The organism is Streptomyces sp. NPDC031210, from assembly GCF_055570395.1.
Genome location: NZ_JBVIHH010000004.1, coordinates 54,185 through 67,301, shown reverse-complemented (window position 1 = coordinate 67,301; position 13,117 = coordinate 54,185). Strand labels below are relative to the sequence as shown.

The 13,117-nt window shown below is 68.8% G+C and carries 10 protein-coding genes and 1 riboswitch; of the genes, 4 read left to right on the top strand and 6 right to left on the bottom strand.

Translation table 11 applies throughout. The features are described from left to right. Window positions 1–2: 2 nt before the first annotated feature. The 3 genes from ACZ45Z_RS09790 to ACZ45Z_RS09780 form a co-directional block, all read right to left on the bottom strand. Window positions 3–1,952: a transglycosylase domain-containing protein gene (locus ACZ45Z_RS09790; RefSeq protein ID WP_468358911.1), complete on the bottom strand. Its 1,950-nt coding sequence runs from the start codon at window positions 1,950–1,952 to the stop codon at window positions 3–5. 158 nt (window positions 1,953–2,110) lie between these two features. Further along, window positions 2,111–3,166: a ribonucleotide-diphosphate reductase subunit beta gene (locus tag ACZ45Z_RS09785; RefSeq protein ID WP_468358908.1), complete on the bottom strand. Its 1,056-nt coding sequence runs from the start codon at window positions 3,164–3,166 to the stop codon at window positions 2,111–2,113. Next, entirely contained in the window at window positions 3,166–5,598 is a 2,433-nt protein-coding gene (locus ACZ45Z_RS09780; protein WP_468358906.1) for a ribonucleoside-diphosphate reductase subunit alpha, read from the bottom strand. Before ACZ45Z_RS09780 ends, ACZ45Z_RS09785 begins: the two co-directional genes overlap by 1 nt. A gap of 155 nt (window positions 5,599–5,753) precedes the next feature. Beyond that, a riboswitch (cobalamin riboswitch) is annotated at window positions 5,754–5,896 on the bottom strand. Between the two features lie 134 nt (window positions 5,897–6,030). Here ACZ45Z_RS09780 and ACZ45Z_RS09775 point away from each other — a divergent pair. Continuing rightward, a complete protein-coding gene (locus ACZ45Z_RS09775; RefSeq protein WP_468359757.1) occupies window positions 6,031–6,618 on the top strand; it encodes a Uma2 family endonuclease in 588 nt (195 codons plus the stop codon). Window positions 6,619–6,716: 98 nt separating this feature from the next. Here ACZ45Z_RS09775 and mctP read toward each other — a convergent pair whose 3' ends face one another. The 3 genes from mctP to ACZ45Z_RS09760 form a co-directional block, all read right to left on the bottom strand. Continuing rightward, window positions 6,717–8,285 (bottom strand): monocarboxylate uptake permease MctP, encoded by a 1,569-nt coding sequence (gene mctP / locus ACZ45Z_RS09770; RefSeq protein ID WP_468359754.1) that lies wholly within the window; start codon window positions 8,283–8,285, stop codon window positions 6,717–6,719. 122 nt (window positions 8,286–8,407) lie between these two features. Then, complete coding sequence (locus ACZ45Z_RS09765; RefSeq protein ID WP_468358903.1) at window positions 8,408–8,668, bottom strand: DUF3311 domain-containing protein; 261 nt, start codon at window positions 8,666–8,668, stop codon at window positions 8,408–8,410. Window positions 8,669–8,913: 245 nt separating this feature from the next. Then, complete coding sequence (locus tag ACZ45Z_RS09760; RefSeq protein WP_468358899.1) at window positions 8,914–9,675, bottom strand: GntR family transcriptional regulator; 762 nt, start codon at window positions 9,673–9,675, stop codon at window positions 8,914–8,916. Between the two features lie 240 nt (window positions 9,676–9,915). On the opposite strand from ACZ45Z_RS09760, the gene ACZ45Z_RS09755 reads away from it, so the two are divergent. The 3 genes from ACZ45Z_RS09755 to ACZ45Z_RS09745 all read left to right on the top strand — a co-directional run bounded on the left by ACZ45Z_RS09755 (window position 9,916) and on the right by ACZ45Z_RS09745 (window position 13,110). After that, window positions 9,916–11,184: an extracellular solute-binding protein gene (locus ACZ45Z_RS09755; protein WP_468358896.1), complete on the top strand. Its 1,269-nt coding sequence runs from the start codon at window positions 9,916–9,918 to the stop codon at window positions 11,182–11,184. Window positions 11,185–11,299: 115 nt separating this feature from the next. Next, window positions 11,300–12,283, top strand: a complete 984-nt coding sequence (locus tag ACZ45Z_RS09750; protein WP_468358893.1) for a carbohydrate ABC transporter permease — start codon at window positions 11,300–11,302, stop codon at window positions 12,281–12,283. Then, window positions 12,280–13,110, top strand: a complete 831-nt coding sequence (locus tag ACZ45Z_RS09745; protein WP_468358890.1) for a carbohydrate ABC transporter permease — start codon at window positions 12,280–12,282, stop codon at window positions 13,108–13,110. The genes ACZ45Z_RS09750 and ACZ45Z_RS09745 overlap by 4 nt, the downstream gene beginning before the upstream one ends. The last annotated feature ends 7 nt before the right edge of the window (window positions 13,111–13,117 follow it).

Here is a 13,117-nt window from a genome sequence, read left to right as displayed (position 1 = left end):
GCTCACGACGCGGCCTGGTAGGCGGCCCAGATCCGGGGCGGCAGGGCCGTGCCCAGCCCGGAGTCGGGGCCGCCGACGCCTTGCAGGGGCAGCAGCTCGGGCGCGCCGGGCTTGTTGCGGAAGAGCGTGACGGCGGTGGTGGGTTCGCTGCCGTCCCCGGCACCGGCCGCGTCCCCCGGCGCGTCGTCGGGGCGGGTGCCGGGCGAGGCCCACGTCCCCGCCGGGCCGCCGATGAACCACGCCGACTTCATCCGGTCCCCGGGCTCGGTGCCGCCGGCCGCCACCGGCCGCCCGCCGCCCGTGCCGTCGTCGAGGCCCCCGGCGCCCATCGCGCCCAGCGTGCGCCGGCCGAACCCTTCGAGGGCACCGGCCACCTGCGAGGCGACGTCGGGGGAGAGGACCTGCTGGGGCGCCGGGCGGTCGAAGCCGTCCAGCGGCTTGCCGTTGTGGGTGACCTTGGACACCGCGTACGGGTCCGCGTGCAGCCCGCCGTTGGTGAAGGTGGTGTAGGCGCTCGCCATCCGGATGGCGCTGGGCGCCGAGGTGCCGAGCGGGAAGGTCTGCTCCAGTTGGGCCAGGCTCTCCTCGCGCAGCCCCGCGGCCACCGCCAGCTCCTTGATCCACTCCAGACCGACGCTCTGCCCGGCCCGCACGAAGGGCTGGTTCTCGCCTTTCAGCAGGGCCCCGAAGAGATCACCGTAGGGGCTCTCCTCGGCGTCCGGGCCGGGCTGCGTGCCGAACTCGTCGGCCTGCTGTTGCAGGGCGGCCGCCAGGACGAACGGTTTGAAGGCGGAACCGGCCGGGACCGCGGAGGTGTCGGCGTTGTTGCTGAAGTGCTTCGTGGCGTCCGCGCCGCCGTAGAGCGCGAGGATCGCGCCGTCCGCCGGGCGCACGGACGCGGCACCGAACTCCACGAAGGTGTCGGTCGCCCGCTTCTTGGGATCGAGAGCGCGCTCGCGGACGCTTTTGACGGCCTTCTCCAGCCGCTGGGTGCGCTTCTTGTCGAATGTCGTGTGGATGCGGTAGCCGCCGCGGCCCAGGTCCTTGTCGGTCAGACCGGTGGCGCTCTTGATGAACTTGTTGGCGACATCCACGAGATAGCCGGTCTGCCCGGCCTGGCTGGTGGGCTTCGACAGCGGGCGCGGCTCGGGGAACGTACGGTATCGCGCGCGTTCGGCCCGGCTCATGTGGCCGGTGGCGACCTGGCGGTCGAGTATCCATTTCCAGCGGGCCACGGCCCGTTCGTGATTGGCCTCGCTCAGACCCGGATCGTACTGTTCGGAACCCTTCAGCAACGCGGCCAGCAGGGCGGCCTGGCTGGGGTTCACCTTCCGCGCGTCGATGCCGTAGAAGGCGTGCGCGGCGGCCTGGATTCCGTACGAACCGCGCCCGAACCAGCTCGTGTTGAGATAACCGCGCAGAATGTCCTGTTTGGTTTTCTGGTTGTTCACCTTCAGCGCGATGACGAATTCCTTGACCTTACGGGTGACCGTCTGGTCCTGCGTGAGATAGGTGTTCTTCACATACTGCTGGGTGAGGGTGGAGCCGCCCTGGGCGTCCTCGCCGGCGACCATGTTGACCAAGGCCCGGCCGATGCCTTTGAGCGAGACGCCGGAATCGCTGTAGAACGTGGCGTTCTCCGCCGCGATCACGGCCGACTCCACGGAGTCGGGCACCTCGGCGAGGGAGACGTTCTGCCGGTTGACAGCGCCCACGCTGACCATCTGGCTGCCGTCCGCCCAGTAGTAGACGGTGGCTTCCCGCCCGGCCAGCGGGTTCTCGTTCGGGATGCCGACGTTGACGTAGACCAGGGCGAACAGCCCCGCCAGCCCGGCCACGCCGAGCCCGAACATGCCCAGTAGCTGCCGCCACGACGGCAGCCAGCGGCGCGGACCCACGCGCCCCTGACGCGGATAGTCGACGAACCGGCGACGCCCCTTCTTGCCCTTCATACCCCCGAAGAGGGGGCGACGGGGTCCCCCGGTTGCCGCCGCGCGCAACCGCTAACCGAATGGTCATAATCGGCGTGCGGTCCGCGGCGGACGGCGCGGTCCGGGAAGGCGAAGGGGCGTCGCGGGTGGTGACCGGAGTTCTCGCTCTCGCGGGCCGGTCAGAACTCGTCGTCGAAGGAGACCGAGCCCTCGACGGCGACCTGATAGGCCGAGGCCCGGCGCTCGAAGAAGTTCGTCAGCTCCTGGACGTTCTGCAACTCCATGAACGAGAACGGGTTCTGCGAGCCGTACACCGGCGCGAAGCCCAGCCGCTGGAGCCGCTGGTCGGCGACGCACTGGAGGTATTCCCGCATCGACTCGGTGTTCATGCCCGCCAGGCCGTCACCGCACAGGTCCCGGCCGAATTGCAATTCCGCCTCGACGGCCTCCTTGAGCATGTCCGTGACCTGCTGCTCCAGCGCGTCGTCGAAGAGGTCGGGCTCCTCCGCGCGGACGGTGTCGACGACCTCGAACGCGAAGTTCATGTGCATCGTCTCGTCCCGGAACACCCAGTTGGTGCCGGTCGCCAGACCGTGCAGCAGACCGCGCGAGCGGAACCAGTAGACATAGGCGAACGCGCCGTAGAAGAACAGCCCCTCGATGCACGCCGCGAAGCAGATCAGATTGAGCAGGAAACGACGCCGGTCGGCCTTGCTCTCCAGCCGGTCGATCTTCTCGACCGAATCCATCCACTTGAAGCAGAACTGCGCCTTCTCCCGGATCGACGGAATGTTCTCCACGGCCGCGAAAGCGGCGGCGCGGTCCTCGGGGTCGGGCAGATAGGTGTCCAGCAGCGTCAGATAGAACTGGACGTGCACGGCCTCCTCGAAGAGCTGCCGCGACAGATACAGCCGCGCCTCGGGGGAGTTGATGTGCTTGTAGAGCGTGAGCACCAGGTTGTTGGCGACGATCGAATCGCCGGTCGCGAAGAACGCCACCAGCCGGCCGATCATGTGCTGCTCGCCCGGCGAGAGCTTGGCGAGGTCGGTGACGTCGGAGTGGAGGTCGACCTCCTCCACGGTCCAGGTGTTCTTGATCGCGTCGCGGTAGCGGTCGTAGAAGTCCGGGTAGCGCATGGGGCGCAGGGTCAGCTCGAACCCCGGGTCGAGGAGGTTCTTGGTGCCGGTCGCGGGGCCGTTGCCGGCGGCCGGGGCGGTCTCGGGTGCGGTGGTCATTACTGGCAGGCCTCGCAGGACTCGGGGTTTTCCAGGGAACAGGCGACCGCCTCGGGGTCGGTGGCCTGCTGCGGTACGGGGACGGCGGCGGCCGTGCCGCGCGCCGACTGGGCGATCCGCGTCGCCGGACGGGAACGCAGGTAGTACGTCGTCTTGATGCCGCGCTTCCAGGCGTAGGCGTACATCGAGCTGAGCTTGCCGATCGTCGGCGACGCCATGAACAGGTTCAGGGACTGGCTCTGGTCGAGGTAGGGCGTACGGGCCGCGGCCATGTCGATCAGGGCACGCTGCGGGATCTCCCAGGCCGTGCGGTACAGCGCCCGGATCTCCTCAGGGATCCAGCCGACGTCCTGCACCGAGCCGTTGGCCTCGCGCAGCGCGTCGCGGGTGCGCGCGTCCCACAGGCCCAGCGCCTTGAGCTCCTCGATCAGATAGGCGTTGACCTGGAGGAACTCACCGGAGAGCGTTTCGCGCTTGAAGAGGTTGGAGACCTGCGGCTCGATGCACTCGTACACCCCCGCGATCGAGGCGATGGTGGCCGTCGGCGCGATGGCCAGCAGCAGCGAGTTGCGCATCCCGGTCGCCGCGACCCGGGCGCGCAGCGCCGCCCAGCGGTCCGCCCAGCGGGGCTCGGCGTCGGGGTAGTGGTCGGGGTGCAGCACGCCGCGGGCGGTGCGCGTCGCGGACCACGCCGGGTGCGGGCCGTGCCGCTCGGCCAGGTCCGCGGACGCCTCGTAGGCGGCGAGCATGATCCGCTCGGAGATCCGCGTCGACAGCTCCCGCGCCGCTTCCGAGTCGAAGGGCAGGCGCAGCCGGAAGAACACGTCCTGAAGACCCATCAGACCCAGACCCACCGGCCGCCAGCGGGAGTTGGACCGCCCGGCCTGCTCGGTCGGGTAGAAGTTGATGTCCACCACGCGGTCGAGGAAGGTGACGGCGGTGCGGACCGTGGCGTCGAGCCGCTCCCAGTCCATCTCGCCGTTGTCACCGAGGTGCGCGGCGAGGTTCACCGATCCCAGGTTGCACACGGCCGTCTCGCCGTCGTCCGTCACCTCCAGGATCTCGGTGCACAGGTTCGAGGAGTGGACGACGTTGCCGGGCTCGGCGGTCTGGTTGGCGGTGCGGTTGGCGGCGTCCTTGAACGTCATCCAGCCGTTGCCGGTCTGCGCCAACGTGCGCATCATCCGCGAGTACAGCACCCGCGCCGGGATCTGCTTGAGCGCCCGGCCGTCGGCCTCGGCCGCGCGGTAGGCGGCGTCGAACTCCGCGCCCCACAGGTCCACCAGCTCGGGCGTGTCGGACGGCGAGAACAGCGACCAGTCGGCGTCCGCCTCGACGCGGCGCATGAACTCGTCCGGGATCCAGTGCGCCAGGTTCAGGTTGTGCGTGCGGCGCGCCTCCTCGCCGGTGTTGTCGCGCAGCTCCAGGAACTCCTCGATGTCGGCGTGCCAGGTCTCCAGGTAGACGCAGGCGGCGCCCTTGCGCCGGCCGCCCTGGTTGACCGCCGCGACCGAGGCGTCCAGCGTGCGCAGGAACGGCACGATGCCGTTGGAGTGACCGTTGGTGCCCCGGATCAGCGACCCCCGTGCGCGGATCCGGGAGTAGGACAGGCCGATGCCGCCGGCGTGCTTCGACAGGCGGGCGACCTGGTGGTAGCGGTCGTAGATGGAGTCCAGTTCGTCCAGCGGGGAGTCCAGCAGATAGCAGGAGGACATCTGCGGGTGGCGGGTGCCGGAGTTGAACAGGGTGGGGGAGGAGGGGAGGTAGGACAGCGTGCTGGTGAGGCGGTACAGCTCGGCGACGTCCTCCAGCGCGGCGGCCGAATCGTTCTCGGCCAGCCCGCAGGCCACGCGCAGCAGGAAGTGCTGCGGGGTCTCGATGACCTGACGGGTCATCGGGTGCCGGAGCAGGTAGCGGGAGTGCAGGGTGCGCAGCCCGAAGTAGCCGAAGCGGTCGTCGGCGCCGTCGGCCAGGGCGGTGTCGACCAGCGCGTCCAGGCGGGCGGCGTGGGTCCGTACGAACGCGGCGGTCTCGTCCGCGATGAGGCCCTCGCGGTGGCCGGTGGCGACGGAGGCCGAGAAGGCGACCGCCCCCTGTCCGGCCGCCTCCTCGGCGATGGCGAGGGTGAGCAGGCGCGCCGCGAGCTTCGAATACTGCGGCTCGTCGCCGATCAGACCCGCGGCGGCGTCGATGGCCAGCGACCGCAACTCGGCCTCGTCGGAGCCGGCGTGCCGGCCCCGCAGGGCGGCGGCGGCCACCTTGCCGGGGTCGGTCGCCGTCAGGTCCTCGGTCAGATCGGTCAGGGTGCGCAGCAAGGCGACGCCCGGCCCGTCCTCACCGCGTCCGGTCCGGCCGGCGGGGGCACTGTGCGCGGCCACCGCGGGCTGTCCGACCTCGGCGTCTGACGCGGGCTCCGTTGGCGCGATGGTCACGTGGTGCTCTCCCTCACTCGGCGGGGGCCTGGAGGGCGGGGCGCGACGGGCGCGCGCGGGCATGCGGCACCCCGTTCCGGGATGCGCGAACCACCGCGCGGCGTCCACCGGCCCAACCCGCGAGGCCCGGACGTATCGACGTCCGCACCGATGGCGGTGCGGGCGTACCGTCGGCAGGTCCTCGGACTTCACGGGCGCGCGAGAGGGTGGCACAGCCACCCGGGCGCGCTCATACACCGTTGCGGGACAGTTCCGGATTCGCACCGGATTCCCCTGCGGCGACAGCGAGCACGAGCATACATGTGGGGGTGCCCAGGCGCGTGCACCCCCACATCTAGTGAGTCGTGAGTGATCGGGCGGTGTCTGTCAGTGCCCTCGGCTATCGTCGTTTCTACGTTTCTTGCTCCGCTGATGACAGAGGGAGAAGGCTTCATGACCGCGCTTGCCGACCGGCCGCACATCATGCTCACCGAGCACTTCGAAGAGGCCGCCCGGATACTCGCCCGTTTGGAGGAGGGCGCGCGGTTGGAACTCATCGACGGGAAGGTCAGGAGCAAGCCCATGCCGGACGCGGACCACGCGCTGATCATCGAGTGGCTGACGCGTATCTGCATCCAGTCGCGCCCGGAACTGTGGCTCTATCCGGACCAAGGGCTCAGGGTGCAGTCCTACCGGCGCGGCCGCGCCCGCCCGGACGGCGCTCTTGTTCACAGCGGCGTGATCGCAGGCCAGGGCGAATGGGTTGACCCGGACCCGGTGTTGATGGTCGTCGAAGTCACCTCATACGACTCGGACACCGAGCAGCGTGACCGCGTGGAGAAGCCCCGTGCTTATGCGGAAACTGGCATTCCGGTCTACCTGTTGATCGACCGTGACACGTGTCAGGTGTCGGTCTACAGCGAGCCGGACGGCGCCCGCTACGAGAACGTTCACACGGTGCCGTACGGCAAGACCCTCCACCTCCCGGACCCGGTGGGCATCACGGTCGAAACCGAGCCGTTGAAGGACTGGGTGAACTGACGCGCGCAGGCGGTCCGGTCGCGCCACGACAGGCGAACGGGCCGCCGCATCCCCCAAGGGGGCGCGACGGCCCGTAGGCGCCGGAGCGGGTGGCCGGGTCAGTGGCCGGCCGGGGCGCCCGCCGTGGCGGGGGGCAGTTCGGGGCTGACGCCCTTGTCGCCGGCGTCCGCGGTGTAGTCGCCGGGGCTGGTCTCGTCGACGCCGTCCGGGGCCTTCACGGCCTTCAGGGCGAAGGTCAGCACCACCGTCACCACCACGTTCAGCACGAACGCGGTCAGGCCGATGTAGCCGATCTCCCCGATGCCGGGGATCTCCTTGCTGTTGCCGCCGAAGTGGGCCTGGGTGGGACTGGCCACGCCGTACGCCGCGAGCGTGCCGTAGAGCATGCCCACCGCCCAGCCGGTCAGCAGCGCCCAGCGGTGGAACCAGCGGGTGAACAGACCGCCGACCAGCGAGGGCATGGTCTGCAGGATCCAGATGCCGCCCAGCAACTGGAAGTTGATGGCCACGGTCTTGTCCATGGTCAGGACGAAGACCAGCGCGCCGACCTTCACCAGCAGCGAGACGAGCTTGGCGACCTTGTGCTCCTGCGCCGGGGTGGCGTCGGGCTTGAGGAAGTCCTTGTAGACGTTGCGGGTGAAGAGGTTGGCCGCGGCGATCGACATGATGGCCGCGGGCACCAGCGCGCCGATGCCGATCGCGGCGAACGCGACGCCGGAGAACCAGCTCGGGAACATGTCCTCGAACAACTGCGGGATCGCGAGCTGCGGATTGCCCTGGATGTCCGTACCGGCCTTGATCGCCATGAAGCCGAGCAGCGCCAGCAGACCCAGCATCAGGGAGTACAGCGGCAGGATCGTGGTGTTGCGGCGGATCACGTTGCGACTGCGCGAGGACAGCGTCGCGGTGATGGAGTGCGGGTACATGAACAGCGCCAGCGCGGAGCCGAGCGCCAGCGTGGCGTACGCCCACTGCCCGTCCGGTCCGGTCACGAGCGCACCGCGCGGCTTCCCGGTCGGGCCGGGCTCCGCGAACGCCTTCCCGGCCGCGTCGAAGATCGCGTCGAAGCCGCCGAGCTTGATCGGGATGTAGATGATCGCCACCGCGATGACGAGGTAGATCAACCCGTCCTTGACGAAGGCGATCAGCGCGGGCGCCCGCAGCCCCGAGGAGTAGGTGTACGCGGCGAGCACGGCGAACGCGATCAGCAGCGGGAGGTCCTTGACGAACCAGTGGGTGTTCTCGCCGCCGCCGATCCCCAGCACGTCCAGGACGGCCTGGATGCCGACGAGTTGGAGCGCGATGTAGGGCATGGTCGCCAGGATGCCGGTGAGCGCCACGGCCAGCGACAGGCCCTTGGAGCCGAAGCGGCCGCGCACGAAGTCGGAGGTGGTGACGTAGCCGTGCTTGTGCGACACCGACCACAGCCGGGGCAGGAAGGTGAAGATGAGCGGGTAGACGAGGATGGTGTACGGCACGGCGAAGAAGCCGGCCGCACCCGCCGCGTAGATCGCCGCCGGGACCGCCACGAAGGTGTACGCGGTGTAGAGGTCGCCGCCCAGCAGGAACCACGTCACCCAGGTGCCGAAGCTGCGGCCGCCCAGGCCCCATTCGTCGAGGTTGGCGGATTCGTCGGCCTTGCGCCAGCGGGCGGCCAGGAAGCCCATGACCGTCACGGCCAGGAAGAAGAACACGAAGACGGCCAGCGCGATGCCGTTGACGCCATCCGTGGCGGAGGCCGCGAGGTGGGCCGGGTGGGGAGTGGTGACCGGTGCGGTCGTCGCGAACGTCACTTGGCCGCACCGCCCTTGCGGGCGCGGCGCTCACGCTGCACGAGCCTGTAGGCGATCATCGTCAGCACGGTCGAGATCAGCACCCAGAGCATCTGGTACCAGTAGAAGAACGGGATGCCGCCGAGCGTCGGCTCGGTCCTGGCGTACGAACTCACCCACAGCATCGCGACGAACGGAGCGACCAGGCACAACGCGGCCACCACCCGGGTGGGGGTGACGATCTGTCTGCTGTCCGGTGATTCGGCTGGCTCTGGCATGGGCGATGCTCCGTCCTGGCGAACTCCTGTGCAATCGGCTGGAAATCTATGGCAGGGCCGTGGCACGCGTCACTAGCTGTCCGCATATCGGTACGAAGTTTCGGCGGTTCGTACGGAAACCGGACGGCGGGCGTTTCGCGACCGGCCCAACCGGCCCGCGGGACACGGAATCGGGCGTCCCGGGTGCGCGCCGCCCCGCCCCGCGCGGCGTTTCGGCCAGGCGGGGCGGGGCGGGAGGAGTCGGGTCAGTCCGTAGGGCGCTGGAGCCGCGCCACGAACTTGTAGCGGTCGCCGCGGTACACCGAGCGCACCCACTCGACCGGGTCGCCCTGGGCGTCGAGGGAGTGCCGGGAGAGCATCAGCATCGGCAGGCCGACGTCGGTGCCCAGCAGCCCGGCCTCGCGCGGGGTGGCGAGGGAGGTCTCGATGGTCTCCTCGGCCTCCGCGAGGCGGACGTCGTAGACCTCGGCCAGCGCGGTGTACAGCGAGGTGTACTTGACGAGATTGCGGCGCAGCGCCGGGAACCGCTTGGCCGACAGGTGGGTGGTCTCGATGGCCATCGGCTCGCCGCTGGCCAGCCGCAGCCGCTCGATGCGCAGGACCCGGCCGCCGGCGGTGATGTCCAGCAGTCCGGCCAGCCGGTCGTCGGCGGTGACGTAGCCGATGTCCAGGAGCTGCGAGGTCGGCTCCAGGCCCTGGGCGCGCATGTCCTCGGTATAGGAGGTCAGTTGCAGAGCCTGGGAGACCTTGGGCTTGGCGACAAAGGTGCCCTTGCCCTGGATGCGCTCCAGGCGGCCCTCGACGACCAGCTCCTGGAGGGCCTGACGCACCGTCGTGCGCGAGGTGTCGAACTCCGCCGCCAGGGTGCGCTCGGGCGGCACCGGGGTGCCGGGCGGCAGGGTCTCGGTGATCTCCAGCAAGTGCCGCTTGAGGCGGTAGTACTTGGGCACCCGGGCGGTGCGCGTGGCGCTGCCGCCGTTTTCGGCGCTGCCTCCTTCGGTGTCCATGACCCGCCTCTCCGACTCCTGTCGCGCTGCCGTCACCGGCTCCTCCGTACGTAGCGGCTCACATCGTGGCACGGGAGGGATCCCCGTGCCCCTCGCAGGTCCCGGCCCGCCAGATGTCGGTCCGGTAACGGAGCCGACAGCGACTCTTATACACCCTTGACACCCCAAAAGGTCTAGGCCAAGCTGCGGGCACTGGTCTAAACCATTAAAGACCACACCCGGCCTTTAGGGGAGAGCGCAATGAAGCGTGGGCTCATAGCAGCGACGGCAGTCGCGGGAATGCTGGTGAGTGTCGCTGCCTGTGGGTCCAGCGACGGCAAGAAGGCGGGCGCGAATGGCTTCAAGGGCCAGAAGCTGACCGTCTGGGTGATGAGCGGATCGAATCCGGCGCAGTGGACCAAGCAGGTCTCCGAGCAGTTCAAGAAGAAGACCGGCGCCACGGTCGAATTCAAGTCCCAGCAGTGGAACGGCATCCAGCAGAAGCTGACCACCGCCCTTTCCGAGGACACCCCGCCCGACGTCGTCGAAATCGGCAACACGCAGACCGCCGCCTACGCCAAGGCCGGCGCCCTGGCCGACCTCGGCGACCTCAAGAAGGAAATCGGCGCCGACTGGAACGCCTCCTTCAACAAGGCGGCCATGGCGGACGGGAAGCAGTACGCGCTGCCGTGGTACGCCGGCAACCGCGTGGTGATGTACAACAAGAAGATCTGGGCCGACGCGGGCCTGAAGGAACTCCCCAAGACCCGCAACGAGCTGTTCCGGGCCTTCGACACCATCAAGAAGAAGACCGACGCCGAACCGCTCTACCTCCCCGGCCAGAACTGGTACTTCTTCGACGGCCTGACCATCGGCACCGGCGCCGACCTGGTGAAGAAGAGCGGCGGAAAATGGGTCTCCAACCTCGGCGACCCCAAGGTCTCCAAGGCCATGGACATCTACCAGCAGTACCAGGCGTTCAGCACCGCCCCGAAGAACAAGGACGAGGCCCAGCCGCAACAGGCCGAAATCTTCGCCAAGGGGAAGACCGGCGCCCTCATCGCCATGGGCTACGAAGCCGCCACCGCCGTCAAAGCCAACCCGAAAATCAAGGACGACATCGGCTTCTTCACCATTCCCGGTGAAACCGCCGACAAGCCCGAGGGCGTCTTCCTCGGCGGCTCCAACTTCGCCGTCGCCGGAATGAGCAAGAACCAGGAACTCGCCAAGGAATTCCTGAAGATCGCCCTGTCCAAGGAGAACGACGGACAGATGGTCAAGGAGGTCGGCTGGACGCCCAAGTCCCCGGACCTGGCCGACGCCGCCAAGGGGAACCCGGCCGCCGAGGCCGCCGCTCCCGCCGCCCAGAAGTCGGCCGGCACCACGCCGCTGATCCCCCAGTGGGCCGCCGTCGAGAACCTCCCGAACCCCATCAAGAGCTACATGACCGCCGTCCTGAACGGCAAGGCACCGGCCGACGCCGCCAAGGACGTCGAGTCCGAGATCAACGAGCGGCTCGCCAAGCCGTAGCGCCGAGCGGTCCACCGCTCCGGCACCGTACGGGCCGGCCGTCCCCGGCCCGTACGGACGGACGTACCTCACAAGGCGACAACGCATCGACGGGCAGAACGGGGAACAACAGGCCATGGCAGTGCAGCTCGACGACGCGGTGGACAAGACCGCGCCGCCAACCGGTGCGGGGGGCCCACCGCCCGCCCGCCGCGGCCCCGGAAGCCGGCGGGCCGCCCGCGGCGCCCCCTACCTGCTGCTGCTCCCGGCCCTGATCGCCACCGCGGTCCTCCTGGGCTGGCCGATGGTGCGCAACCTCCTGCTCTCCTTCCAGAACCTGAACATGAAGGAGCTGATCCAGCACCTCACGGACTGGCGCGGCACCGGCAACTACCAGGAGATCCTGGGCAGCGAGGAGTTCTGGCGGGTCACCGGGCGCACCATCGTCTTCACCGGCGTCAACGTCGTGCTGATCATGGTCCTCGGAGTGCTGATCGGGCTGCTGCTGGCCCGCCTGGGCAAGAAGATGCGGTTGACGCTGTCCGTCGCGCTGGTGCTGGCCTGGGCGATGCCGGTGATCGCCGCCACCACCGTCTTCCAGTGGCTGTTCGACTCCCGCTACGGCGTCGTCAACTGGCTGCTCGACAAGCTCGGCCGCCACTCCATGGCCCACTACGACTGGGTCGGCACCCAGCTCTCGACCTTCTTTGTCATCACCGTCCTGATCGTGTGGCAGTCGCTGCCCTTCGTGGCGCTGAACCTCTACGCCGCCACCACGACCATCCCCAAGGAGCTCTACGAAGCCGCCCGGATGGACGGCGCCGGCACCTGGAAGGTCTTCACCTCGGTCACCTTCCCCTTCCTCAAGCCGTTCTTCCTCGCCACGACGTTCCTCGAAGTCATCTGGGTCTTCAAGGCATTCCCGCAGATCTTCGCGATCAACGAGGGCGGACCGGACCGGCTCACCGAAACCCTGCCCGTCTACGCCTTCACCGAGGGCGTCGGCAACCTCCACTTCGGCATGGGAGCCGCGATCTCCCTGCTGACCATCGCGGTGCTGCTCGCCATGACCGCGTACTACCTGCGCCTGACGCTCAAGCAAGAGGAGGACGAGCTGTGAAGCGCTCCCTGGCCGGCCGCATCTGGCCCAACGCCACGGCGGTCGTGCTCGCCCTCGGCTTCGTCTTCCCCGTGTACTGGATGTTCAACACGGCCTTCAAGCCCACCCAGGACATCATCAGCGAAGACCCCGTGTGGTTCCCGCTCCACGGCACCCTCGAACACTTCGCCACCGCCGTGAACGCCCCCAACTTCTGGACACTCGCCGGGAACTCGCTCCTGGTGACCGTCCTGGCGGTCTCCTTCTCCCTGCTCATCGCGCTGTGCGGGGCGTTCGCGCTCACCCGCATGCGCTTCAAGGGCCGCAAGGGCATCCTGCTGACCTTCATGGTCGCCCAGATGGCGCCCTGGGAGGTCATGGTGATCTCGATCTACATGATCGTCCGGGACGCCGACATGCTCAACAGCCTGCTCCCGCTCACCTGCTTCTACATGCTGATGGTGCTGCCCTTCACCCTCCTGACCCTGCGCGGCTACGTCGCCGCGGTCCCCCGGGAACTGGAGGAGTCGGCCATGGTCGACGGCTGCTCGCGCCGCCAGGCGTTCACCAAAGTCGTCTTCCCGCTGCTCGCCCCCGGCCTGATGGCCACCTCCCTCTTCGGGTTCATCACCGCCTGGAACGAATTCCCGCTCGTGTTGGTGCTCAACAAGGAACCCGAATCGGGCACCCTGCCCCTGTGGCTGTCCCAGTTCCAGACCCAGTTCGGCGACGACTGGGGCGCCACCATGGCCGCCGCCTCGATCTTCGCGGTGCCGATCCTGCTCCTCTTCCTGTTCCTGCAACGCAAGGCGGTCGGCGGTCTCACCTCCGGCGCGGTGAAGGGATAACGCAGAC